This window comes from Streptomyces sp. NBC_00341 (assembly GCF_041435055.1).
Lineage (GTDB): Bacteria > Actinomycetota > Actinomycetes > Streptomycetales > Streptomycetaceae > Streptomyces.
Genome location: NZ_CP108002.1, coordinates 5,078,012 through 5,101,541, shown reverse-complemented (window position 1 = coordinate 5,101,541; position 23,530 = coordinate 5,078,012). Strand labels below are relative to the sequence as shown.

Below are 23,530 nucleotides of genomic sequence, written 5' to 3'. Positions count from 1 at the left end.
CTCGCTTTGCAGATAACCCTTGACTGGTCATGTCCGCCTGCCGTTATGTTCGTTCCCGCTACGGCCATCACTCGTGCAGTCGCTTCAGAGACGGGGACACATGACGCTCGACGCCTACTACACGCTCGGCCGGTCCGGACTGCGGGTCAGCCCGCTCGCACTCGGCACCATGACCTTCGGCCAGCCCGAGTGGGGTTCCGACGCCCGGACCTCCGGGGAGATCCTGGACGCCTACCTCGACGCGGGCGGCAACTTCGTCGACACCGCCGACATCTATGGCCAGGGCGCCAGTGAGGAGCTCGTCGGCAGGCTCCTGGCGGAGCGCGGCGCCCGCGACCGCACCGTGCTGTCCACCAAGTTCACCCTCGGGGGCCGTCCGGGCGACCCCAACGCGGGCGGCAACGGGCGCAAGGCGATGCTGCGTTCACTGGAGGGCTCGCTGCGCAGGCTCGGTACGGATTACGTGGACCTGTACATCGTGCACGCGTGGGACGCGCTCACCCCGGCCGAGGAGGTCATGCGGGGACTGGACGACCTGGTCTCGTCCGGGAAGGTGCGCTACGTCGCGCTCTCCGACGTACCGGCCTGGTACGCGGCACGCGCGCAGACGCTCGCCGAGTGGCGCGGCTACGAACCACTGGTCGCGCTCCAGTTGGAGTACTCGCTCGCCGAACGCGGGCTGGAGTACGAATTCCCTTCCCTGGCACAGGAGTTGGGTATGGGGCTGATGACCTGGGGGCCGCTCGCCAAGGGCCTGCTGTCCGGCAAGTACTCCGCCGACGCCGCGACGGCCGCAGAGCTGCCGGAAGGTCGCCTCAAGGTCGCCGCCACCACCGGGACCATGGCGGACAACCGCAGCGAGCAGAACTGGCGCATCGTCACCGAACTGGGCAAGGTGGCGCAGGAGATCGGCCGGACCCCCGCACAGGTCGCGCTGAACTGGGTGGCCAACCGGCCCGCCGTGGGCTCGGTGATCCTCGGGGCGAGCAAGGCCGGGCAGATCCGGTCCAACCTGGACGCGCTCGACTTCACCCTGCCCGACGAGCTCCGCGCCCGGCTGGACGAGGTCAGCGCCCCGCCGCGCGCCGTGCCGTACGCCTTCATGGACTCGCTCCAGTCCCGGCTGAACGCGGAGGTGCGGAACAAGCGCCCCGGTTACTACGCGAGCTGAAGGCGTCCTCGCCGGTCAGCGCGGCGGATACGGCCGCAGGGCGTCCATGACGAGGTCGATCAGCCGCCCGGTCTGCTCGGAGGTGGGGGCGGCGGCGCTCACGAGGAAGATCCCCAGCAGCATCACCGTGACGTCCCCCGGCTCGACGTCGGCGCGCAGCGCACCGGCCCCGGCCTCGGCTCCGGCCTCCGCTTCGGCTTCCGCACCGGCCTCCGCTCCAGCCGCGAGGATCGTGGCGATGGCGGCGGTGACGCGCTCACCGGTGGCGGGCGTGGCTATCCGTCCGGAGGCCCAGCCCGCGCGGAGCGTGTCCGCCATGCCGCGCTTCGTCGCGATGAACGCGGCGTACCGCTCGATCCAGGCCCGGAGCGCCGCGTCCGGCGGGAGCTCCCGGAGCAGGGCGGGGGCGCTGGCGGCGACATCGTCGAGTTCGGCCGCGTACACGGCCTCGACCAGGGCCTCGCGGGTCGGGAAGTGGCGGTACAGCGTGCCGATGCCGACCCCGGCATCACGGGCGATGCCTTCGAGCGACACCGGGCCCTCGGCCGCCGCGAAGGCCGCCCCGGCGACCCGGACGAGCTTGTCCCGGTTGCGCAGCGCGTCGGCGCGGGGGGTACGCGGCTTCTTCCCGGGGCCGGGGCCGGGAGGTGTCGGGCTTGGGGATGCCGGGTCGGTGGACGTCAAAACGGAGGCCCCTCCGATAAGAGTGCTACAGTCGATTAGGCGGAGGCCCCTCCGGTTCCCCGCTTCTCCATCGTCTCATGAGGACGGAATCTCCCATGACTGCGAACAACGCCCCCTCCTCCCCCTCCCCGCAGCTCACGGCCACCGGCGCCCCGCGCGCCGGAGGCGCCGGACCGCTCGGGGACCTCACCGTCTCCCGCATCGGGTACGGCGCGATGCAGCTGGAGCGCCTGCGTGACGACCGGGACGCGGCGATCGCACTCCTGCGCCGCGTGGTCGAGCTCGGCGTCGATCACGTCGACACCGCCCAGTTCTACGGCAACGGATTCGTCAACGGGGTCATCCGCGACGCGCTCCGCCCCGAGGACGGCGTCGTGGTCGTCAGCAAGGTCGGCGCGGACCCCGACCCGGACGGCCCCTTCCCGATGCGTGCCGCCCAGCGGCCCGAGCAGCTGCGGGCCAGCGTCGAGGACAACCTCACCTCCCTCGGCCTCGACCGCATCCCGGTGGTGAACCTGCGCCGACTGGACACCCAGCCGGGGCTGCGGGCCGAGGGCGACCAGGTGGTGGACCTCGACGACCAGCTCGCCGAGATGACCGCGCTGCGGGACGAGGGCAAGATCGGCGCGATCGGCCTGAGCGCCGTCACGTTGGACGGGGTGCGCCGGGCCCTGCCCGCCGGGATCGTCTGCGTCCAGAACCTGTACAGCCTGGTGACGCGCGACGACGAGGAGATGCTGCGGCTCTGCACCGAGGAGCAGATCGCCTGGGTGCCGTTCTTCCCGCTCGGCGGCGCCTTCCCCGGGCTGCCGAAGGTGACGGAGGAGCCGGCCGTCACCGCCCTCGCGGAGACCCTCGGCCACACCCCCGCACAGGTCGGCCTCGCCTGGCTGCTCCACCACGCGCCGAACACGCTGCTCATCCCGGGCACGGCGGACATCGGTCACCTGGAGGCGAACGTCGCCACCGGGGCGGTCGAGCTCGACGGCGCCGCGATGGCCGCGCTGGACGGCGTCGAGTCACGGCCGCTCGCCGAGATCTCCTTCGGCTGACCGGTCACTCACCCGGCGCCGGTGACGCGGGCTCCGCCGGCACCGACCAGTGGTCGCGCACCCAGCCCTCCAGGGTCGTCAGGTAGGGGTGGCGGTCGCGCAGGGTGGCGAGGTCGGCCACGAAGCCCACCGTGTTGAACCAGTCGAACATCGCGGCCATCTCCTCGCTGAACGCGCGGACCTGCTCGATCGGCTGGGAGTCGAAGCGCACCGGTCGGCCCGCGGCCCGGGAGAAGACCTCGGCCATCTGCGGGCCGGTCAGTTCGTCCCCGGCGATCTCGATGACGCGCCCCAGGTAGTCGGCCGGAGCGCCGAAGGCCTCGGCCGCGATGTTCCCGATGTCGGCGGGGGTGATCATCTGGAGCCGCGTCTGCTCCAGCACCGCCATCGTGAGTACGAGCGAGCCCTGGGCCCACTGCGGGCCCAGGCCCTCGAAGTTGGTGATGAAGAAGGTGGGCCGCAGAATCGTGGCGGGCAGACCGAGCGCTTCGATGTGCCGTTCCACCTCGCCCTTCGTCGCGAAGTGCCGCACCTCGCCGGGCCGGTCCGCGCCGCCGACGGAGCTGTAGACGAAGTGCGCGACACCGGCACGGGCCGCCGCCTCCGCGACCGCCTTGCCCTGGCGCACCTCACCGACCAGGCCGTCCGGACCGGTGAACGTCTGGACGCTGAACACGCCGTACGCCCCCGCCAGGGCCACGTCCAGCGAGGCGTCGTCGTCGAGATCGCCCCGGAACAGAACCGCGCCGGCCTCCTTCAGCGCCAGCGCCTCGCCCTTGTCGGGGTCACGGACCAGGGCGCGCACCGCCCAGCCCCGGGACAACAGCGCACGAGCGGCGGCACCGCCCTGCCGGCCGGTCGCACCGGTGACCACGACAACACGGTTCTCAGACATCGCCGGCTCCTCGACTGTGCGGATTCCGGGCCGGCCCGCCTCGGGCCGTCCCGCGATACGCGCAAGCCTGCTTGCTCAACTGCGCTTGAGGTCCAGTGCATATGGCCCACATCACAGGTCGCATCACAGAGCCCGCCCTCGTATCGGCGGCTGACGGCCGCGAACCGGCAGAGGCCGACGGACGAGGACGAGGCCGCAGGCGCGGGCGCGGGCACGGGCACGAGCACGAGCACGAGCCGGTGACCGTGGGTCAGGCCTCAGCGGCTCCGGACGGTCTCGCGCACCGCCTTCTCCAGCAGCGTGAACGACTTGGGCACACCGCCCGGCTGCGGCTTGCCGGCTATCCGCCCCACGGCCCGGTAACCCTCGTCCAGGTAGTAGGAGTTCAGGCGCGCGTTGTCGGCCAGGCAGTCCAGACGGACGAACTCCCGCCCCACGGAGGCGATCCGGCGTTCCGCGGCATGCAGCAGCAGCCGGCCGGTCCCGGGCGGGGCCGTCTCGCGGTCGACCATCAGCCGGTGCACGTAGCCGGCCACCGGCGGCTGCGGCCCCCAGGCGGCCTCGTCCTCCCACCACACCTCCCAGGCCCCGAGCATCCGTTCACCGCTCTCGGCGATCCACACCTCGCCGCCGCGCTTCACGGCCAGGCGGAAGTGCTCCTCGGTCAGCTCCCCCGGCCGCCACTGACCCGTGATGCCCTGCCCGAGCATCCAGCGGGCGGCATCGTCACGGAGGCGGGCGACGGCGGTGAGGTCGCCGTCGGTGGCGAGGCGAAGGTTCAGTCGATCCATCGCCCGATCGTCGCACGGGCGGACCGGGCCCCAGCAGCCCGTTCAGCGCTCCGGGAAGCGCTCCCCGCACTCGCCGCAGTACTTCGGCGCCGACTCCTGGGACATCCGGCCGCACTCCGGGCACACCCGGTCCAGGGAGCACGGCGCCTCGCCGCCCTCGTGCGCGGGCACCGCCGGCTTGATGGCCAGGCCGGGACGGCGGCGGTGGACCGTGAGGTAGGCGAGACCGTCCGGGCCCGCGGCCAGCGCGCGCCGCGAGGTGCGGGGAAGCCAGGTGACCGTGGTCGGGGTCAGCGGGAGCGGGGCGCCGCCGCCCGCCGGGGTGAGCAGGCCGCTGCCCGCGAGGACCACCAGGAGGACGTCGAGCACGTCCTCCTGGTGCTCCCCGACCTCCGCGCCCGGCGGCAGACGCACCAGGTTGGCGTCCAGCTCCCTTCCCTGCCGGTCCAGTTGCCAGAGGGCGCCCCGGTCCTCCGGGGCGGCGCCGGCGAGCAGGTCATCCAGTACGGCCAGTACCTCGGGAGTCGCGTTCACGTCCCTACGCTAACCCCGGCCCGCGAACCACCTCCGTGTGAGAATTCCGGATTCGAGGCGGTGCACCCCTTCGCACGCCGCCGGACCGAGGGAGACGCCTTCATGCACCGCCGCCCGGACGAGAAGTACCCGCCGATCGAGCCGTACGAACACGGGATGCTCGACGTCGGGGAGGGCAATCTCATCTACTGGGAGGCGTGCGGCAACCCGGCCGGCAAGCCCGCCGTCGTCGTGCACGGCGGACCGGGCTCGGGGTGCACGGAGCGGCCCCGGCAGTACTTCGACCCGGACCGCTACCGGGTGATCCTCTTCGACCAGCGCGGCTGCGGCCGCTCCACCCCGCACGCGAGCGACCCGGCCACAGACCTGCGGTTCAACACGACGGACCGGCTGATCGCGGACATGGAACGGCTGCGCGTCCGCCTGGGCATCGACAACTGGCTGCTGTACGGCGGCTCCTGGGGCTCGACACTGATCCTCGCGTACGCCGAGCAGCACCCGGAGCGGGTCAGCGAGATCGTGATCCCGGCCGTCACCACGACCCGCCGCTCCGAGATCGACTGGCTCTACCGGGGCGTGGGCAACATCTTCCCCGAGGCATGGGACGTCTTCCGGGCCGGTGTCCCGGAGGCCGCGAGCGACGCGACACCCGACGTGCTCGCCGCCTACGCCCGGCGCACGGAGAGCCCCGACCCGGAGGTACGGGCGCGAGCCACCGCCGACTGGTGCGCCTGGGAGGACGTGGTGCTCTCCCAGGAGGCGTACTCCGGACCGCCCCCATACAGCGGCCGGCCCGCACGCGCGCAGCAGGCGCTCGTACGGATCTGCGCGCACTACTTCTCGCACGGCGCCTGGCTGGAGGAGGGGCAGCTGATCCGGGACGCCGGGCGGCTGGCGGGAATCCCGGGCGTCCTGGTGCACGGCCGGTTCGACCTGGGCGGCCCGCTGATCACCGCGTGGGAGCTGACGAAGGCGTGGCCGGACGCGGAACTGACCGTGATCGACGACGCGGGACACCTCGGCGGGGCGGCGACGAGCCGGGCGGTACTGGCGGCGCTGGACCGGTTCGCGAGCAGCTAACGGGCAGCTAACGGGCAGCCAACGGACAACTGACGTACAACTGGGGGGCAGTTGTCTGCGGAGAGCTGACGGCCGGTTGTCCGCGGACAGTGCGGTACGGGTTCGGTTCAGCCACGGACGGCTGCGGTAGCGGTTCCGTCGTTTCCGTCGGCCAAGGGCCGGGAAACGACGCTTGGGCAGGCATATAGCGGGCATGGCAACTGAGTGGAGCGGGGGGCTTCCTGATGCGTGATGAGATTCTCGACGGCAGATACCGGCTGACCGAACCGATCGGTTCGGGCGGTATGGGCCGGGTCTGGCGGGCCGAGGACGAGCGGATCGGCCGCAAAGTCGCGGTCAAGGTCCTGCCCCGCGTCGACGAGGACACCTCCACGTCCCGTTTCACGCGCGAGGCCCGGGTCGTGGGCGGGCTGTCGAGCCCGCACATCGTCACCCTGCACGACTTCGGCGAGGCGCGGGTGGCGGGGGAACGCATCCTGTACCTGGTCATGGAGCACCTCCAGGGGCGCGACCTGGGGGCCGTGCTGGAGAGCCGGCGTCCCGGACTGCCCTCGCCCGCCGAGGTGATCGCGTGGGCCGTCGAGATCTGTGCGGGTCTGGGGACGGCGCACCGGGCGGGGATCGTGCACCGCGACATCAAGCCGGCCAACATCCTGCTCACGGCGGCCGGGACGATAAAGATCCTCGACTTCGGCATCGCCCGGATGCTGGCCCCGGCCGCCTCGATGACCCGTACCGACCTGACCGCCGTCGGGTTCGTGATCGGCACCCCGCTCTACATGTCGCCGGAGCAGATCCGGGCGCCCGACGAGCTGGACAGCCGTAGCGATCTGTACTCCCTCGGCTGCCTGCTCCACACGCTGCTCACCGGTGTCCCCCCGTTCAACGGCGTCGGTACGACGGTGCTGGCCCAGCACCTCGGCAACGTCCCCGAACCGCCGAGCGCCCGCCGGCCGGAGCTCGCGGACCTTCCCGGGCTCGACGCACTGGTCCTGCGACTACTGGCCAAGGAGCCGGACGAGCGCCCCAAGGACGCGGCGGAGGTGGCCGCGCTGCTGCGTGCCGCGACGGGGAGGGGGGCGGGGCACGCCGGGGCCGTCGTACCGGCCGACGCCCCGAAGCCGCCGACACCAACGCCCGCACCTGTGCCCACGCCCACGCACTCATTCGCATCCGGATCCACATCAACACCGCCTCCGACTCCGACGTCCGCGCCGCCCGCTCCCGGCACCCCCGGTGACCCCGCCGCCGCCACGGCCCTGGGCCCGGCCCCGCACACCGGCGCTCCCCGGCCCCCGGCCGGCCCGTCGGCCTCCGCCCCCGTGCCCACGCCCACCGCGCCGTTCCAGCCGGGCGTCCACCCCTACCCGGCACCGTCCCTCCCGCCGGAGCGGCTGCGCATCGCGCGGGCGACGCGCTACGGCGCTGCCGCCACCCGTACCGTCGCCACCACCTGGCTGGCCGGTGCGGGCACCGCGCTGCTGACGGGTGTGCTGCTCCTCCTCTGTACCCCGGTCACCGTGCAGGGGTTACTGATCTTCTGCGTCGCCGCCTGCCTGGTGGGGATGGCGTGCGCCCAGGGGTTCACCAACGTCTTCGACCCGCTGAGCAAGTCCCTCTCCAACCGGATCGGCTCGGTGATCATCTTCACGATCGCCCTCGGCGCGGCCGGGACGGGGATCAACTCCTCGACCACCGGGAACGAACCCACCGCCGCGTACTTCCTGTACGCGCTCGGCGCCTGCGCCGCCGCGCTGACCGCGGGGGTGCTCATCGCCAACCAGGTCATCGCCCGGTTCCGCGTCCCGGCGCGCGCGTCCCTGCTCATCTCGATGAGCGGCTGGACCAACGGCATCGTCACCTGGGCGGTGCTGGCCCACGCCAGCCCCCTTCAGGAGACCGGCGCGCTGCCGGTCGCCTGCGGCATCTGGCTCCTCACCGCACTGGCCCTGGGCCGGCTCATGGCACCTGCGGCGCCGCGGACCGGGTGAGAACGCCGGGCCCGCGAGATCCGCCCTTGCTTCGAGCGGACTCCAAGGCGTTGGCTTGGCTCCATGAAGTACACGCAGCTCGGACGCACCGGACTCAAAGTCAGCCGCCTCGTCCTGGGGACGATGAACTTCGGCCCCCAGACCAACGAGAGCGACAGCCACGCACTCATGGACGCCGCCCTGGACGCGGGTGTCAATTTCTTCGACACCGCGAACGTCTACGGCTGGGGCGAGAACAAGGGCCGCACCGAGGAGATCCTCGGCACCTGGTTCGCCCAGGGCGGCGGCCGCCGCGACAAGGTCGTCCTCGCCACCAAGGTCTACGGCAACATGGCCGCAGAGGGCGAGGCCTGGCCCAACCACGACAAGCTCTCGGCGCTCAACATCCGCCGGGCCGTGGACGCCAGCCTCAAGCGGCTGCAGACCGACCACATCGACCTGTACCAGTTCCACCACGTCGACCGGTCCACCCCGATCGAGGAGATCTGGCAGGCCATCGACGTACTGATCCAGCAGGGCAAGATCCTCTACGCGGGCTCGTCCAACTTCGCCGGTTACAAGATCGCGCAGGCCAACGAGGTCGCCAAGCAGCGCGGCAGCTACGGGCTGGTCAGCGAGCAGTGCATCTACAACCTGATGGAGCGGGGGGCCGAGATGGAGGTCATCCCGGCCGCCCAGGAGTACGGCCTCGGCGTCATCCCGTGGTCGCCGCTGCACGGCGGCCTGCTCGGCGGCGCGATCCGCAAGGAGCGCGACGGCGGCGGCGCCCGGTCCACCTCCGGCCGCTCCGGCGAGGCGCTCGCGGACCCGAAGGTGCGGGCGCAGGTCCAGGCGTACGAGGACCTGCTGGAGAAGCACGGCCTGGAGCCCGGCGAGGCCGGTCTGGCCTGGCTGCTGACCCGGCCCGGCGTCACCGGCCCGATCTCGGGCCCGCGCACCCGGGAGCAGCTCGACTCCGCGCTGCGCGCGGTGGAGCTGGAACTGTCGGACGAGGTGCTGACGGCCCTGGACGAGATCTTCCCGGGTCCGGGCCCGTCGCCGGAGAACTTCGCCTGGTAGGAACCGGCGTCGGCGCGGCCGTCCTCACGGGCTCATCAGCCGAGGGCGGCCGCCGCTGCGACGACGACGAACATGAGCACGAGCACGGCCGCCATGATGCGGTTTCGGGTCTTGGGGTCCACCCGACGAGCGTAACCGCCCCGCTCGTCGCCCCGTGTCCCGGCCTCCGTGCGTCCCACGCGATACGGCCCCGGTACCGGGTCTCCCCGGTCGGGGCCGTGATCGTGTGTGGACGGACGAGCCTCAGGCCGCCGTGGCCAGCTGCTCGCGCGGGACGAACCGTACGTGCGGGCGGCCCGGTCGCAGGTCGACCTTGAGGCGCAGGCCGCCGACGCGGGCCAACATGAAGCCGACGCCGAGCGCGGCCACCAGCGAGAACGCGCCGCCGACCGCCATTCCGGTCCGGACGCCGTACGTGTCGCTGATCCAGCCGACGATCGGGGCGCCCACCGGCGTACCGCCGGCGAAGACCATCATGTACAGGCTCATCACCCGGCCGCGCATGGCCGGGTCCGCGGCCATCTGGACGCTGGTGTTCGCGCTGATGTTGGTCGTCAGACCGATCATGCCGATCGGGACCAGCAGAATCGAGAACATCCAGACGGACGGCGACATGGAGGCGATGACCTCCAGCACGCCGAACAACGTACCCGCCGCCACCAGCATCCGCAGCCGCGAGGAGCGGCGTCGGGCGGCGAGGAGGGCGCCGGCGAGGGAGCCGGCCGCCATCAGGATGTTGAAGAACGAGTACATCCCGGCGCCGCCGTGGAAGACCTCGTCCGCGAAGGCCGTCAGCCAGATCGGGAAGTTGAACCCGAACGTGCCGACGAAGCCGACCAGGACGATCGGCCAGACCAGCTCCGGGCGGCCGGAGACGTAACGCAGCCCTTCGCGCAGCTGGCCCTTGGCGCGCGGTACGACCACGGCCTTGTGCAGCTCGCTCGTGCGCATCATCATCAGGCCGACGAGCGGCGCGAGGAACGACAGGCCGTTGAACATGAACGCCCAGCCGCTGCCGACCGAGGTGATCAGCACACCCGCGACGGCGGGACCGATGAGCCGGGCGGACTGGAAGTTCGCCGAGTTCAGGCTGACCGCGTTCCGCAGCTGGGCGGGGCCGACCATCTCGGAGACGAACGACTGGCGGGCCGGGTTGTCCACGACCGTGACCATGCCGAGCAGGAACGCGATCAGGTAGACGTGCCACACCTGGACCACGCCGGAGAGCGTGAGCACCGCGAGCGCGACACCGCACAGGCCCAGCGCGGCCTGGCTGAAGAGAAGGAGCTTGCGCTTCGGGAGCCGGTCGGCGATGACGCCGCCGTAGAGGCCGAAGAGCAGCATGGGGAGGAACTGCAGTGCCGTGGTGATACCGACGGCGGTGGCGGACCCGGTGAGGCTCAGGACGAGCCAGTCCTGCGTGATGCGGGACATCCAGGTACCGGTGTTGGAGATCACGGCGCCGGTTGCGAACAGGCGGTAGTTACGGATCTTCAGCGACGAGAAGGTCCCGCCGGGCTTGCTCTCGTGGGTGGAAGTCGGTGCGGGGGCGGAGTCTGCTCCGGATCCCGTACTCAAAAGGGTTCGCCTCCTCGGGCGTGGACATGGTGCTGACTGACGGGGATGCGGCGGTGGGGGCGGTGCGCCGGTGATGGTCCGGCGCGGCCCGCTCCGCTACAGGTGGGCGAGCTTCTCCAGCACGGGGGCCGCGTTGCGAAGCGTCTCCCACTCGTCCTCGTCCAGGCCTTCGGCGAGGGTGGTCAGCCAGGCGTTCCGCTTGTTGCGGCTCTCGGCGAGCATGGCCTCGGCCTGCTCGGTCTGGCTGACCATCTTCTGTCGACGGTCATCGGGGTGCGGTTCCAGTCTGACAAGTCCCTTCGCTTCCAGCAGCGCGACGATGCGGGTCATCGACGGCGGCTGCACATGCTCCTTGCGGGCCAGCTCACCGGGGGTGGCCGAACCGCAGCGGGCGAGCGTGCCGAGCACCGACATCTCGGTGGGGCTCAGCGACTCGTCGACGCGCTGGTGCTTGAGGCGCCGGCCGAGCAGCATGACGGCGGAACGAAGGGAGCTCACGGCGGCGGCACTGTCGCCGTCGTGGATCAGGTCAGGCATGTTTGTTAGCGTAACTCATTACCTACCCTAAAGACCACTCGGTGGTACACGCGCGAGACCCGAATCACCAATCGATCACCCAAACGAGTGAGTCAGTTCCGGAAAGTCACGCGTGTCGGGCCCGGGAAACGTAACCCTGCTTGGCATGGGATCGACAGTGCTCAGCCTGCGGATAGACGGTGAGCTGCTCGACCGGCTCAAACAGCACGCCGCCAGACGCGGAATGAGCGTCCAGGACTACGTGGTCCGGACGCTCATTCGCGATGACTTCGACGAACGCTTCCAGGCGGCCGTCGACGAGACGGAGAAGTTCTACGGAGCGGACGGACGGGCGGCCGAGGAGGTCACCTGACCCCCTCGGCCGCCCGTCCGCCCGTAATGGGCTACGTGAGGCCGAGCGCCGGCATCGCGTAGTAGAAGACGAAGACCGCGGAGACCACGTACATGGCCACCGGCACCGAGCGACCGCGCCCGGCGGCCAGCCGCAGCACGCAGAACGCGATGAAGCCGATGCCGATGCCGTTGGTGATCGAGTACGTGAACGGCATCATCACCATGGCGAGGAAGGCCGGCATCGAGAGCGTGTAGTCGCTCCAGTCGATGTCCCGCACCGAGCCCGCGATGATCAGGAAGCCCACCGCCAGCAGGGCCGGAGTGGCCGCCTGCGAGGGGACCATGGTCGCCAGTGGTGTCAGGAACAGCGCCGCCGTGAACAGCAGACCCGTCACGATGCTCGCGAAGCCGGTGCGGGCCCCCTCGCCGACGCCCGCCGTGGACTCCACGAAGCAGGTGCCCGCCGAGGCGGAGCCCGCGCCGCCCGCCGCGACCGCGATGCCGTCGACGAACAGCACCTTGTTGATGCCGGGGAAGTTGCCGTCCTTGTCCATCAGCTTGGCCTCGTCGCCGACGCCGAGGATGGTGCCCATCGCGTCGAAGAAGCAGGACAGCAGCACGGTGAAGACGAACAGGACGCCGGTGAGCACACCGACCTTGTCGAAGCCGCCGAACAGGCTGACCTTGCCGATCAGCCCGAAGTCCGGCGAGGCGACCGGATTGCCCGGCCACTCCGGAACGGTCAGCCCCCAGGCCTCGCCCGGCAGGTCCGCGACCGCGTCGATGATCAGCGCGACCACCGTCATCGCGACGATGGAGATCAGGATCGCGCCCGGCACCTTGCGGACGATCAGCGCGAGGGTGAGCAGCGCGCCGAGCACGAAGACCAGGACCGGCCAGCCGTTGAGGTGGCCGTCGCCGCCGAGCTGCAGCGGGACGGTGGTGTGCGCGACGTCCGGGATGCGGGAGACGAAGCCCGAGTCGACCAGGCCGATCAGCAGGATGAAGAGGCCGATGCCGATCGCGATGCCCTTGCGGAGCGAGGTCGGTACGGCGTTCATCACGCGTTCCCGCAGCCCGGTCGCGACCAGCAGCATGACCACGATGCCCGCGAGGACGACCATGCCCATCGCGTCGGGCCAGCTCATCCGGGGGGCGAGCTGGAGGGCGACGACGGTGTTGACGCCGAGGCCCGCCGCCAGCGCGATCGGCACATTGCCGATGACGCCCATGAGGAGCGTGGAGAACGCGGCGACCAGCACCGTCGCGGTGACCAGCTGGCCGCTGTCGAGCTGATGCCCGTACATGTCCTTCGCGCTGCCCAGGATGATCGGGTTCAGCACGATGATGTACGCCATCGCGAAGAAGGTGGCGAATCCGCCACGGACCTCACGCGCGACCGAAGAGCCCCGCTCGGAGATCTTGAAGAAACGGTCCAGGCCGCCGGAGGGCTGGGGAGCCGGGGGCGGCACGGCGTCGACCGGGGCGGGGGCCGAGGGGGGCATGTATGACCTCAGTCGTACCTAGAGGGGCTCAATATGGTCAGCTTTGGATGTTCACACGATTAATTCGAGACAGCCGTAAGCAGATTCAGTATGAATACATAAGGCGAAGATCGCTATCTCCGCGCGTAGACCCTTGGGCCGACTGGCCTGTCCGCTCTTATATACGCGCCGCATACACTGAGTGCATGGCGAAGTGGACACCGACACACGAGGCACCCGAGCCCCTGGAGGGGCCCGTCGTCGCCACCATCACGGGCGGCACGATCCTCTGGTTCGTCCTCTTCCTCGTCCAGCTCCCGTTCTACGGCTGGTTCGACGACCACGGGCACCTGTGGTGGGTGTGGACGTGCCTGGCCGGCGGCGCCCTCGGCCTGATCGGCATCTGGTACGTACGGGGCCGCGACGCCGCGCTCAAGCGGGCCGCCGCGGCCGAGACTGCTGGTCAGGGGCCTGCCTCCGGCTGATCCGTACAACCACGGGACGATTTCCGTCCTCCCCCGGTCTGATCTTCGGACCACCCGATGGGTGAACCGGACGTTCCACCCGTACCGTCTGAACCATGACTCAGCGGGCAGTCGGCCCCTCCGGGGATGAGCCGAACAGATCCTCCGTGCCTTCCGGCACCGACCGGCCGGTGATGATCGACGCCGGCAGCGAGCTCGACCCGGTACACCCGGTCGGGCTCCCGGCGCCCGGCGGCGGGCGCGGGCTGACCGCGGCAGAGGTCGCGGAGCGGATCGCCCGGGGCGAGGTCAACGACGTCCCGGTCCGCTCGTCCCGGTCCGTTCGCGAGATCGTCCGCGCCAACGTCTTCACCCGGTTCAACCTGATCATCGGCGTGCTCTGGGTGATCATGCTGTTCGTCGCGCCGATCCAGGACAGCCTCTTCGGCTTCGTGATCATCGCCAACACCGGCATCGGCATCGTGCAGGAGTGGCGGGCCAAGAAGACCCTGGACAGCCTCGCGGTCATCGGTGAGGCCAAACCCACCGTGCGGCGGGACGGGGTCGCCGCCGAGATCTCCACGTCCGAGATCGTCCTGGGCGACCTCGTCGAGCTCGGCCCCGGCGACAAGGTCGTGGTGGACGGCACGGTCGCGGAGGCCGACAGCCTGGAGATCGACGAATCCCTGCTCACCGGCGAGGCGGACCCGGTCCTCAAGCGCGCCGGCGATCCGGTGATGTCCGGCAGCTTCGTCGTCGCGGGCGGCGGCGCCTTCGCCGCGACCAAGGTCGGCCGCGAGGCCTACGCCGCACAGCTCGCGGAGGAGGCCTCCCGCTTCACGCTCGTCCAGTCCGAGCTGCGCAGCGGCATCTCGACCATCCTCAAGTACGTCACCTGGATGATGATCCCGACCGCGATCGGGCTGATCCTCAGCCAGCTCGTCGTGAAGGACCACAACTTCAAGGACTCCATCGCCAGGACCGTCGGCGGCATCGTCCCGATGATCCCGGAGGGACTGGTCCTGCTCACCTCGGTCGCCTTCGCGATCGGCGTCGTCCGGCTGGGCCGCAAGCAGTGCCTGGTCCAGGAACTCCCCGCCATCGAGGGCCTGGCCCGGGTCGACGTCGTCTGCCTGGACAAGACCGGCACCCTCACGGAGGGCGGTATGGACGTCACCGAGGTCCGCGCGCTGAACGGCACCGACGAGCCCTACCTGCGCCGCGTACTGGCCGCCTTCGGCGCCTCGGACCCGCGGCCCAACGCCAGCCTCCAGGCGATCATCGACGCCTACCCGGTCCCGGACGGCGAGGGCTGGCGCGTCACCCAGGCGCTGCCGTTCTCCTCGGCCCGCAAGTACAGCGGCGCCGCCTTCGAGGAGGCGCAGGGGCAGCCCTCCGGCTGGCTCCTCGGCGCCCCCGACGTGCTGTTGCCCGAGGACGACCCGGCGCTCGGCGAGATCGAACAGCTCAACCAGCAGGGCCTGCGCGTCCTGCTGCTGGCCCGGGTGGACGGGCCGCTCGACGACCCGGCGACCGCGACCGGGGCGGACCCGAGCGCCCTGATCGTCCTGGAGCAGCGGCTGCGGCCCGACGCCCGGGAGACGCTCGCCTACTTCGCAGAGCAGCGGGTCGCCACCAAGGTGATCTCCGGCGACAACGCCGTCTCGGTCGGCGCCGTCGCCGCGAAGCTCGGGCTGCCGGGCGCAGAGCACACCATGGACGCGCGCAAGCTGCCCACAGACCCGGACGCGATGGCCACCGCCATGGAGGAGAACACGGTCTTCGGCCGCGTCACCCCGCAGCAGAAGCGGGAGATGGTCGCCGCCCTCCAGTCCCGCGGCCACACCGTCGCGATGACGGGCGACGGCGTCAACGACGTGCTGGCCCTCAAGGACGCCGACATCGGCGTCTCGATGGGCTCCGGCTCGGAGGCCACCCGCGCGGTCGCCCAGATCGTGCTGCTCAACAACAGCTTCGCGACGCTGCCGTCCGTCGTGGCCGAGGGCCGCCGGGTCATCGGCAACATCACCCGGGTCGCCACCCTGTTCCTGACGAAGACCGTCTACTCGGTGCTGCTGGCCGTCCTGGTGGTCTGCTTCCAGGTCGAGTACCCGTTCCTGCCCCGGCACCTGACCCTGCTGTCGACGCTGACGATCGGCATCCCGGCGTTCTTCCTCGCCCTGGCCCCCAACAAGGAACGCGCGCACCCCCACTTCGTGCGACGCGTCATGCGGTACGCGGTCCCGTCCGGCACCATCGCGGCCGCGGCCACCTTCGCCACGTACCTGATCGCCCGGCACGTCTACACCGGCCCCGGCTCGCTGGACGCGGAGACCAGCGCGGCCACCCTCACGCTGTTCCTGGTCTCGATGTGGGTCCTGGCGATCATCGCCCGCCCCTACACCTGGTGGCGGATCTGCCTGGTCGCGGCGATGGGGGCGGCGTTCCTGATCGTGCTCGTGGTGCCCTGGCTCCAGGACTTCTTCGCGCTGAAGCTGGTCGGCGCGCAGATGCCGTGGACGGCGGTGGGGATCGCCGTGATCGCCTCCGCCGCCCTGGAGTACGCCTGGCGCCTGGTGAGCCGCCACTTCCCGGTGTAGCGGGGAAGCGGCGGCCCACCGGGCCGGCTACTTCACGTCGACGAAGTCACCCGTGGAGTTGACGGCCGGAGTGGAGGTCGTACCCGCGAAGCTGTAGCGCCAGTAACCGTCGACCGAGGCCTTCACCGTGGTCTTCAGGGTGCCGGTGCTGTTCGTCTTGACGGTCTTCACCGTGCCCCAGGTCTTGCTGCCCTTCTTGAGGAACTGCAGCTTGACCGACTGGCTGGTGTAGCCGTGGTACTTGAAGTCGTCCCAGTTGGCCCGCGCCAGCTTGCCGGTGACCGTGATGGTCTTCCCCTTCTTCACCGGCTCGGGGGCGGCGTCGACGGTCTGCGTGGCCGCCCGCTGGAACTTGAAGGTGCCGGCCTTTTCCTTCCAGTTGTAGTCGCCGTCCTTGGCGTCCACCCACGCGTCGACGTACCAGGTACCGGCTACGTCGTTGGAGTACGGCAGGTCGACCTTGGGAGCGACGGTGAACGTGGCGGTGCAGGTGCTCCCGGAGCACTTGGTGCTGTCCGGCGTCAGGTAGCCGAACCCGGGGCCCACCAGCTCTATTTCCATCCCCTTGATGCCGGAGTTGTCCTTGCCGGTCACCGCGACGGTGAACTTCTTGACGGCGCTGGTGCCGACCACCACGTTCTTGCCACCGTTGACCGTCACCTTGGTGATGGCGGTGTCGCCGTAGTGGCCGTTGGCCTGGGCGGCCGGTACGGCGAGGGCCAGCAGGGCCAGAGCACCGACGGCGACGGTCGCAGAGGTACGCATACGCATGTTTTTCCCTGTGGGAAAGGGGCCCCTGGCGCGCAGGCGCACCGGCGGGGCCGATCGGTCTGTTGAGCCGGAGTGGCTCAACAGACCAGACAGCCGACGTATGTGAAGGGTTGCCTGCGAATATGAAGATTCTGCGAAGGCCCCCGAAATCGCGGGGCTTGGGCGGGAGCCGGGACCGGGACCGGGGCGGTCAGTCGAACCAGCGGTCCCGGGCCAGTTCCGCGGTGCGGGACGGGTCCTCCAGCAGCGCCGCGACCTCGAAGCGGCGCGGCCACTGGCCCGCCGCCCAGGCCAGGCCCGCCGCGACGCCCTCCAGGGTGGCGGCGTGCACGGTGCCGTCCGGGGTGCGGCGCCAGTCCAGCTCGACGCCGCCCGCGCGCAGTTCGCCGTGCTCGACGTACGTGTCCGGGGTGCCGGGGCCCAGCAGGACACGCACCGACTCCGGGACCCGGTGCTCCTCGCCCTCGGACGTCACCTCCGCCTCGACGCTCTCGCCGAGCCGCCGCACCTGGAACAGCTCGGCCAGCTCCGCCGCGTTCGCCGGGGCGACCGGCAGCAGCGGCAGCCCCCCGGTCAGCGGGAGCAGATCGGGGGCGTCCGCGATCACCGCGTCCGCCGCGTCGACCACCCGCACCTCGCCGTCGACCACGGCCCGGAGCTCGTCCGGCAGCGTGACCTGCTCCGGGTCCAGCTCGGCCAGGGCGGTGTACAGGGAGTGCAGTTGTACGGGCCCGACCTGGCGGTCCGCGTCCGCGAGCCGGCCCAGGAGTTCGGCCGCACCGCCGGGCTCGTCCAGCAGGGCGGCGACCGAGGTCCGCACCCCGAGGGCGCGCAGCACCTGGGCGTCGTCGAAGCCGGTGGCGTCGGCGGGGTCGTACAGGCCCGCCAGCCGGGGATCGCCCCCGTCGGCGCGCAGGCCCGCCGGGCGGCGGCCGTCCAGCACCGGATGGTCCCGCAGCCACCAGGCGGTGTACGGGCGCACGGACTGCGTGGTGCCGTCCGGCAGGAGCACCCGCACCGGCTGGGTCAGGGCGTCGCGCAGCGGGGGGCGGGCCAGCATCGCGAGCGCCTGGGGCCAGGCGTCGTCGTCGACCAGGTCGAGGTCGCGGACGGCGACGAGCTCGGTGGCGACGGGCGGCACCACGGTGTCCGGGAGCTGGTCGAGGATGTCCTCGCACCAGACGTCCACGGCGTCGAGCAGCCCGGCGTCGTCGGACTCCGCGAAGTCGCCGTCGCGGGGCTCCAGTTCGTCCGGGTCCAGCACCACATCGGTGGCCCGCACCAGTGCGAACGTGGCCAGCACCCCGCAGGCGGTGAGCGGCTGCTCGCCCCAGCGCTCTGCCAGCTCCTCGTCGCACAGGGCGAGTTCGCCCTCGCGCATGACGGTGGCGAACGGGCTTCCGGGCAGCACGAGTTCACCGGCGGGGGCGGGCTCGCCGTCCTCGTCGGGCAGGGCCAGCGCGCCGAGCCAGGGCTCGTCGCCGGGCACCAGGTCCGCGTCCCGGACGAGCGTGAGGACGGTGTCCACCAGCTCTTCGCCGTCCAGCGCGTCCTCGTCCCAGATCTCGCCCGCGTCCAGCGAACCGGCGACGGCGGCCCGCACCTGCGGGGTCGTCAGCACGGCGCGCGGGGTGGCGGGCAGGGCGCCCAGCTTCTCCAGCAGCGGATGCGCGGCGTCCGGGTGGGCGACCTTCAGCCCGAGCCGGGCGAGCCGGTCCAGGACCGGCCCGGTCAGCGCGTCCGGGAGCGGCAGCAGGATCTGCCGGGGGCCGATGGTGGTGCGGGGGACGGCCGGGGCGTCGGGGTCCCCGCCCCGGGATTCCGTACCGGCGAGCGGCACCGGCAGCCCGGAGAGCCGGTCCGGGTCGATGCCGGACAGGCTGTCGTAGAGCCGCCGCCACCAGACCGGGTCGCGCTCCAGACCGGCGAGCCGGTCGATGGCCTCGGTCAGCGGCACCCGGGCGACGCCGAGCGTGCGCAGCTCGACGCGGCGCTCCAGACCGGCGGGCAGCAGGCAGGGCAGCACCTCCGCCAGCACCGCGACGGTCCCGGCGCCGACCCCCTCCAGCACCTCGGCCTCCAGCGGCCGCAGCGCGGTGGTGGCCTTTCGGCCCTCCTCGGTCCCGGCGTCCCAGCTGTCCCAGCGGTCGGGCTCGGCCGCCGGGTCGCGCGGCGCGGCGGGCTCCAGGAACGCGACGCGCGGCAGCCGCTCCAGGATCGCGGCGCGCAGCGCACCGTCCAGCTCGCCCTTGCCGAGCGGTCCGGGCACGAGCGCGATGGTGGCGGTGGAGACCGGCTGCCAGTCGGCGAGCAGTTCGGCGTACGCGTCGGCCGCGCGCTGCACCAGGAAGTCGGTGAGCGGGCCCGGCGCGGGGTGGCGGCGGGTGGTGTCGAGCGGCAGCGACGCGATGAGCAGCGCGGGGACGCCGAGCGGTTCGTCGGTGGGCGTCGGCGCGTGCACGACGGGTGCGGTACGGGGGCGCACCGGGGCGCCCTCCGCGTCCACCGGGACGGCCCAGGTCACCGACCAGTGCGGGCGCAGCCGTTCCTCCAGCGGGCGGCCGACGAGCAGGGCGGGCTCCACGGGGCCGTGCCGGGCGACGGTGCGCCAGCGGTTCGTACCGTGCGCCGAGTCGTCGACGTTGACGTACGGGCCCTGCTGGGAGCGGCTCAACGTCCTTACGGCGTCCGGGGTTTCGATGACGATCTCGTCGAGTCCGCTCAGTGTGAGCAGCAGCGCGTCGTCCACGGCGGCGAGCAGCCGGCCCACCAGGTCCTCCGCGACGCCGTCGCGCAGCGGCAGCACGACGACGGTGTCGTAGCCGTCCGGCGCGGTGCCCTCCGCGGGCAGCGGGAGCCGGAGCAGCGGTACGTGTCCGTCGCGGCGGCGCAACTCGTCGCCCAGCCCGGGGCTGCCGACGGCGGCGTCCCGGGCGAGGTCACGGGCCTCGGCCAGGGACCAGCGCACGCCGCCGTGCCGGCCGATGACGGCGGGCTCGTCGCTCACCGCGAGCACGGCGGCGAACCCGACGCCGAACCTGCCGACGGCCCCCTCGTGGCCCTCGCGCTTGGCGGACGCCCGCAGCGTGGACAGCGACTCCACCCCGGTAGCGTCCAGCGGCGCGCCGGTGTTCGCGGCGGCGAGGACCGCCGGGGCGGTCGCGGTCGCCGGGTGCAGGGTGAGCCGGAGCCGGCCGGGGGCCTGGGCGCGGGCGGCGGCGTCGGCGGCGTTCTGGGCGAGCTCGACGACGAGGCGGTCGCGGTAGCCGCCGAGCGCGAGGTCCTCCTCGGCGTTGGCGTCCTCCCGGAAGCGGGCGGGGCCGGCGCCCCAGGCGTCGAGCACGCGGCGCCGCAGCCGTGCGGTGCCGAACGGGTCGGCCCCCTCGGTCGCATTCATGCTCACGCTGACTCCCTCTTCCGGTTACGGGTCCCCGTGCCGCCAAGTGTGCGTCCCGAAGCTACCGGGTCCCCGGGGGTGGGGCCTTGTCCTCAATCGCCGGACGGGCTGGGGGTGCCCAAATCAAGCCCGTCCGGCGATTGAGGACAAGGCGCTGCGCCGGAGCGGGCCGCACAGACGAAGCCCGTCCGGCCAGATCAAGCCCGTCCGGCGATTGAGGACGGAACCGTTGCTCCGGGGCAGCCCGCGCCCGCAGGGAACCGCGCGCCGGCCACCGCCTACGAGTGGCCGAGGTCCTCCGACGGCTCGTCCGGTTCCGCCGGCACGGAGCCGGAATCCCGCGCCGGACGCAGCGGATACTCGTCCACCTGCATCGTGTCCAGCGCGTGCGGCGCCGGCTTCGGCGGCTTCGGCATCACCGCGGCCTCCGAATGCCCACCGCAGCCGTACGACAGGGACACCACATGCCCGTCCGCCGGACCGAACTCGTTCGCGCACACCCCGAAGGCCTGCTTCAGCGAACCCGCCAGCGGCACCAGGAAGGCGCAGGACACACAGGTGGCCGGAGCCGCCTGGGCCATCGGCGTCTTCGCGCCGAACCCCTCGTCCCAGCGGTCGGCCGCCGCGTACAGCCCGTACCGCGACAGCACCCGCGCACGCCGCATCCCGAGCTCGTCCGCCACGGACGCGATCGAACCCCGCCGCGGGGTCCCCGGGCGCGTCGTCAGCTCCGCGTCCTCCGACTCGACGAGCTCGGCCAGCTCACCGGAGACCGGGGAGTTGGGCGGCGGCTCGTCGTCACCGGTGTAACCGGGCTCCAGCCGGAGATCGTCCGCCTCGGTGGGCAGCAGGTCGCCCGGCCCCATGTCGCCCGGCCGCAGCCGCTCGCTCCACGGCACCCACTCCGGCGCGAGCAGCGCCTCGTCGCCCGGCAGCAGCACCGTTTCGTCCAGCGTGACGTTCTTCGCCCGGGAGGCCCTGGCGACCGTCACCGCCCAGCGCCAGCCCCGGTAGGCAGGGTCCTTGCACTCGAAGTAGTGCGTGACGACCCGGTCCCCCTCGGGGACCACGGCCACATGCTCACCCACGACCCCTGGCGCGGCTGCCTCCTCGGCCGCCGCGCGGGCGAGGTCTACGGCCTCGGCGCACAAACGGTCGGGAACAGGGGTACGGGCCGTACGGCTTCTCGTCGTCGCAGCACTCACAGGTCTCGCTTCTCTCCTACGCCAGTCTCACGAGCGCGCCAGCACATCCATCGATTTCAGCCATTCGGTTGCGGGCGGAGCGGACCTGGGGGCCGCGTCGACGTCCACACCCGTTGTGCCTGCCTCGGGCGCACCTTCTGCAATCCATTCTGCGGGATCACCGAGAGGCGCGCGGCCAAGAACAACCGCCGGTGGCGCGCTACGCACGCTACCCTCTCCGCCGCTTCCCGCCCACCTGCCCGTCCCAAACAACGCCGTATCCGGTGCCGTGTCCCGTGTAAAGGGCGCTGTCCGGCCATCCGTATCCGCCGGGCCCGCACCCGCTGCGACCTGGCCCGTCACTGACCCGACGGGGCGTCGCGCGCCGCGTCCCGCGCCCGTACCGGTTCGTGACGACTGGTCCTGGGGCACTATGACCAAGTGGCTTCTGCCAGGTCGCACGACGGACCCGGCCCGCTCCGCAGGACGGGCCGGACGCTCGGTCATGCCCTGCGCTCCCCGTTCACCGGGACCGCCCGCGGCATCCGGAAGGCGACGCACGCCCACGGGGCGGGGGAATCCGGTCTCGGCAAGCTGATCGAGCTGCACGCGGTGAACGGCGCGGGTGACGTGATGATCACCGTCGCACTGGCGTCCACGGTGTTCTTCTCCGTACCGACTGACCAGGCCCGCGGCCGGGTCGCGCTGTACCTCGCCGTCACCATGGCGCCGTTCATCGTCCTCGCCCCGGTCATCGGCCCGCTCCTGGACCGTCTGCCGCACGGCCGCCGCGCGGCGATGGCGGGCTCCATGCTGGCCCGTGCGCTGCTGGCGCTCACCATGTCGGGCGCGGTCGCCACCGGCGGCCTGGAGCTGTATCCGGCCGCCCTGGGCGTCCTGGTCTGCTCGAAGGCGTACGGAGTCGTGCGCAGCGCCGTCGTGCCGCGCCTGCTGCCACCCCGCTTCTCGCTGGTGAAGGCGAACTCACGGGTGACCCTCGCCGGTCTCCTCGCGACGGGTGCGGCCGCTCCCATCGGGGCGGGGCTCCAGACGATCGGCCCGCCGTGGCCGCTCTACGGCGCGTCCGCGATCTTCGTCGGCGGCGCGATCCTCGCCTTCACCCTGCCGCCCAAGGTGGACTCGGCGAAGGGCGAACGCAAGGCGCGCCTGGTGCACCCGCACGACGAGGGCACCGTCCGGCCGGACCCACTCCACAAGGAGCCGCCCCGCAAGGAGCCACTCCGTAAGGACGCCACGCCCGGGACCGGGAGGAAAAGGAGGTTCGGGTCGAGGAACGGCGAGAAGCGGCCGGGGCTGCGTTCGGTCGGCCCGGCCGTCCTGCACGGGCTCCAGGCCAACGCCGCGCACCGCGCGCTCTCCGGCTTCCTGATCTTCTTCCTGGCGTTCCTGCTGCGCGAGCAGCCGCTCTCCGGGCAGAGCGCCGCGATCTCGCTCGGCATCGTCGGCGTGGCGGCCGGGACGGGCAACGCGCTGGGCACGGCGGTCGGCTCCTGGCTCAGGGCCCGCGGCCCGGAGATCATCATCGCCTCCGTGCTGGGCCTGGCGCTGGGCGTCGCCGTACTGGCCGCGGCCTTCTTCAGCACGGTCATGGTCGCCGCGCTCGCGGCCATGGCGGGCTTCACCCAGGCCCTGTCGAAGCTGTCGCTGGACGCGATGATCCAGCGCGACGTGCCGGAGGAGGTGCGCACCTCGGCCTTCGCCCGCTCCGAGACGCTGCTCCAGATGGCGTGGGTGGTGGGCGGCGCGATCGGGATCTCGCTGCCCCTCAACGGCGTACTGGGCATGGCGGTCGCCGCGGGCATCCTCGCGCTCGGTGCGGCGGCCTCCGTACGGGGGCTGCTGGGAGCCGCGCGGCGCGGCTCGCCGCACCCCCGCGTGGCATGAGCCGGAGCGACCGATAGCCT

General features: G+C 71.9%; 20 protein-coding genes. 9 read left to right on the top strand and 11 right to left on the bottom strand.

Annotated features, from left to right (window positions below):
- The first annotated feature begins 100 nt into the window (after positions 1 to 100).
- Positions 101 to 1,171, top strand: coding sequence for an aldo/keto reductase (locus tag OG892_RS22960; RefSeq protein WP_371630154.1), 1,071 nt, complete (start codon positions 101 to 103; stop codon positions 1,169 to 1,171).
- 15 nt (positions 1,172 to 1,186) lie between these two features.
- Here the strand turns inward: OG892_RS22960 and OG892_RS22955 are convergent, their stop codons facing one another.
- A complete protein-coding gene (locus OG892_RS22955; protein ID WP_079193147.1) occupies positions 1,187 to 1,855 on the bottom strand; it encodes a TetR/AcrR family transcriptional regulator in 669 nt (222 codons plus the stop codon).
- A 95-nt stretch (positions 1,856 to 1,950) separates the two neighbouring features.
- Between OG892_RS22955 and OG892_RS22950 the strand changes: the two genes are divergently transcribed.
- Positions 1,951 to 2,907 (top strand): aldo/keto reductase, encoded by a 957-nt coding sequence (locus tag OG892_RS22950; RefSeq protein WP_328865921.1) that lies wholly within the window; start codon positions 1,951 to 1,953, stop codon positions 2,905 to 2,907.
- Between the two features lie 4 nt (positions 2,908 to 2,911).
- Here the strand turns inward: OG892_RS22950 and OG892_RS22945 are convergent, their stop codons facing one another.
- From OG892_RS22945 to OG892_RS22935, 3 genes are all read right to left on the bottom strand, one after another.
- Positions 2,912 to 3,802 carry an NmrA/HSCARG family protein gene (locus OG892_RS22945; RefSeq protein WP_371630153.1) on the bottom strand — a complete coding sequence of 297 codons (891 nt, stop codon included), beginning with the start codon at positions 3,800 to 3,802 and terminating at the stop codon, positions 2,912 to 2,914.
- Positions 3,803 to 4,059: 257 nt separating this feature from the next.
- Positions 4,060 to 4,593: a GNAT family N-acetyltransferase gene (locus tag OG892_RS22940; RefSeq protein WP_371630152.1), complete on the bottom strand. Its 534-nt coding sequence runs from the start codon at positions 4,591 to 4,593 to the stop codon at positions 4,060 to 4,062.
- 42 nt (positions 4,594 to 4,635) lie between these two features.
- Entirely contained in the window at positions 4,636 to 5,127 is a 492-nt protein-coding gene (locus OG892_RS22935; RefSeq protein WP_328865924.1) for a hypothetical protein, read from the bottom strand.
- Positions 5,128 to 5,229: 102 nt separating this feature from the next.
- Between OG892_RS22935 and pip the strand changes: the two genes are divergently transcribed.
- From pip to OG892_RS22920, 3 genes are all read left to right on the top strand, one after another.
- A complete protein-coding gene (gene pip / locus OG892_RS22930; protein WP_371630151.1) occupies positions 5,230 to 6,207 on the top strand; it encodes a prolyl aminopeptidase in 978 nt (325 codons plus the stop codon).
- Between the two features lie 224 nt (positions 6,208 to 6,431).
- Complete coding sequence (locus tag OG892_RS22925; protein ID WP_371630150.1) at positions 6,432 to 8,198, top strand: protein kinase; 1,767 nt, start codon at positions 6,432 to 6,434, stop codon at positions 8,196 to 8,198.
- A gap of 63 nt (positions 8,199 to 8,261) precedes the next feature.
- Complete coding sequence (locus tag OG892_RS22920; RefSeq protein ID WP_073732899.1) at positions 8,262 to 9,257, top strand: aldo/keto reductase; 996 nt, start codon at positions 8,262 to 8,264, stop codon at positions 9,255 to 9,257.
- A gap of 35 nt (positions 9,258 to 9,292) precedes the next feature.
- On the opposite strand, the gene OG892_RS22915 is transcribed toward OG892_RS22920, so the two are convergent.
- The 3 genes from OG892_RS22915 to OG892_RS22905 form a co-directional block, all read right to left on the bottom strand.
- Entirely contained in the window at positions 9,293 to 9,436 is a 144-nt protein-coding gene (locus OG892_RS22915) for a hypothetical protein (RefSeq protein ID WP_199884280.1), read from the bottom strand.
- 64 nt (positions 9,437 to 9,500) lie between these two features.
- The gene (locus OG892_RS22910; protein ID WP_073732900.1) at positions 9,501 to 10,835 is read right to left on the bottom strand and encodes an MFS transporter; all 1,335 of its coding nucleotides are present in this window, start codon (positions 10,833 to 10,835) and stop codon (positions 9,501 to 9,503) included.
- 96 nt (positions 10,836 to 10,931) lie between these two features.
- Complete coding sequence (locus OG892_RS22905) at positions 10,932 to 11,372, bottom strand: MarR family winged helix-turn-helix transcriptional regulator (protein WP_024491321.1); 441 nt, start codon at positions 11,370 to 11,372, stop codon at positions 10,932 to 10,934.
- Between the two features lie 145 nt (positions 11,373 to 11,517).
- On the opposite strand from OG892_RS22905, the gene OG892_RS22900 reads away from it, so the two are divergent.
- A complete protein-coding gene (locus OG892_RS22900) occupies positions 11,518 to 11,724 on the top strand; it encodes a ribbon-helix-helix protein, CopG family (RefSeq protein ID WP_199884281.1) in 207 nt (68 codons plus the stop codon).
- A 31-nt stretch (positions 11,725 to 11,755) separates the two neighbouring features.
- Here the strand turns inward: OG892_RS22900 and OG892_RS22895 are convergent, their stop codons facing one another.
- Positions 11,756 to 13,210: an NCS2 family permease gene (locus OG892_RS22895; RefSeq protein WP_371630149.1), complete on the bottom strand. Its 1,455-nt coding sequence runs from the start codon at positions 13,208 to 13,210 to the stop codon at positions 11,756 to 11,758.
- Between the two features lie 185 nt (positions 13,211 to 13,395).
- Here OG892_RS22895 and OG892_RS22890 point away from each other — a divergent pair, with 185 nt between their 5' ends.
- Together OG892_RS22890 and OG892_RS22885 are read left to right on the top strand one after the other, a co-directional pair.
- Entirely contained in the window at positions 13,396 to 13,674 is a 279-nt protein-coding gene (locus OG892_RS22890; RefSeq protein ID WP_073732902.1) for a DUF2530 domain-containing protein, read from the top strand.
- 95 nt (positions 13,675 to 13,769) lie between these two features.
- Complete coding sequence (locus OG892_RS22885; RefSeq protein ID WP_371630148.1) at positions 13,770 to 16,253, top strand: cation-translocating P-type ATPase; 2,484 nt, start codon at positions 13,770 to 13,772, stop codon at positions 16,251 to 16,253.
- 27 nt (positions 16,254 to 16,280) lie between these two features.
- Here the strand turns inward: OG892_RS22885 and OG892_RS22880 are convergent, their stop codons facing one another.
- The 3 genes from OG892_RS22880 to OG892_RS22870 form a co-directional block, all read right to left on the bottom strand.
- Positions 16,281 to 17,024, bottom strand: coding sequence for a calcium-binding protein (locus tag OG892_RS22880; RefSeq protein ID WP_371630147.1), 744 nt, complete (start codon positions 17,022 to 17,024; stop codon positions 16,281 to 16,283).
- A 190-nt stretch (positions 17,025 to 17,214) separates the two neighbouring features.
- A complete protein-coding gene (locus tag OG892_RS22875) occupies positions 17,215 to 20,421 on the bottom strand; it encodes a sacsin N-terminal ATP-binding-like domain-containing protein (RefSeq protein ID WP_371630146.1) in 3,207 nt (1,068 codons plus the stop codon).
- A gap of 278 nt (positions 20,422 to 20,699) precedes the next feature.
- A complete protein-coding gene (locus OG892_RS22870; protein ID WP_079193148.1) occupies positions 20,700 to 21,626 on the bottom strand; it encodes a DUF3027 domain-containing protein in 927 nt (308 codons plus the stop codon).
- 420 nt (positions 21,627 to 22,046) lie between these two features.
- On the opposite strand from OG892_RS22870, the gene OG892_RS22865 reads away from it, so the two are divergent.
- Positions 22,047 to 23,510 (top strand): MFS transporter, encoded by a 1,464-nt coding sequence (locus OG892_RS22865; RefSeq protein ID WP_371630145.1) that lies wholly within the window; start codon positions 22,047 to 22,049, stop codon positions 23,508 to 23,510.
- Positions 23,511 to 23,530: the final 20 nt, after the last annotated feature.

What these genes read in the sequence shown, in the direction of transcription:
- OG892_RS22960 (WP_371630154.1), top strand. Translation starts at nt 101, where the DNA reads ATGACGCTCGACGCCTACTACACGCTCGGCCGGTCCGGACTGCGGGTC.
- OG892_RS22875 (WP_371630146.1), bottom strand. Translation starts at nt 20,421, where the DNA reads ATGAATGCGACCGAGGGGGCCGACCCGTTCGGCACCGCACGGCTGCGG.
- OG892_RS22905 (WP_024491321.1), bottom strand. Translation starts at nt 11,372, where the DNA reads ATGCCTGACCTGATCCACGACGGCGACAGTGCCGCCGCCGTGAGCTCC.
- OG892_RS22900 (WP_199884281.1), top strand. Translation starts at nt 11,518, where the DNA reads ATGGGATCGACAGTGCTCAGCCTGCGGATAGACGGTGAGCTGCTCGAC.
- OG892_RS22895 (WP_371630149.1), bottom strand. Translation starts at nt 13,210, where the DNA reads ATGCCCCCCTCGGCCCCCGCCCCGGTCGACGCCGTGCCGCCCCCGGCT.
- OG892_RS22940 (WP_371630152.1), bottom strand. Translation starts at nt 4,593, where the DNA reads ATGGATCGACTGAACCTTCGCCTCGCCACCGACGGCGACCTCACCGCC.
- OG892_RS22920 (WP_073732899.1), top strand. Translation starts at nt 8,262, where the DNA reads ATGAAGTACACGCAGCTCGGACGCACCGGACTCAAAGTCAGCCGCCTC.
- OG892_RS22885 (WP_371630148.1), top strand. Translation starts at nt 13,770, where the DNA reads ATGACTCAGCGGGCAGTCGGCCCCTCCGGGGATGAGCCGAACAGATCC.
- OG892_RS22880 (WP_371630147.1), bottom strand. Translation starts at nt 17,024, where the DNA reads ATGCGTATGCGTACCTCTGCGACCGTCGCCGTCGGTGCTCTGGCCCTG.
- OG892_RS22925 (WP_371630150.1), top strand. Translation starts at nt 6,432, where the DNA reads ATGCGTGATGAGATTCTCGACGGCAGATACCGGCTGACCGAACCGATC.
- OG892_RS22950 (WP_328865921.1), top strand. Translation starts at nt 1,951, where the DNA reads ATGACTGCGAACAACGCCCCCTCCTCCCCCTCCCCGCAGCTCACGGCC.
- pip (WP_371630151.1), top strand. Translation starts at nt 5,230, where the DNA reads ATGCACCGCCGCCCGGACGAGAAGTACCCGCCGATCGAGCCGTACGAA.
- OG892_RS22890 (WP_073732902.1), top strand. Translation starts at nt 13,396, where the DNA reads ATGGCGAAGTGGACACCGACACACGAGGCACCCGAGCCCCTGGAGGGG.
- OG892_RS22945 (WP_371630153.1), bottom strand. Translation starts at nt 3,802, where the DNA reads ATGTCTGAGAACCGTGTTGTCGTGGTCACCGGTGCGACCGGCCGGCAG.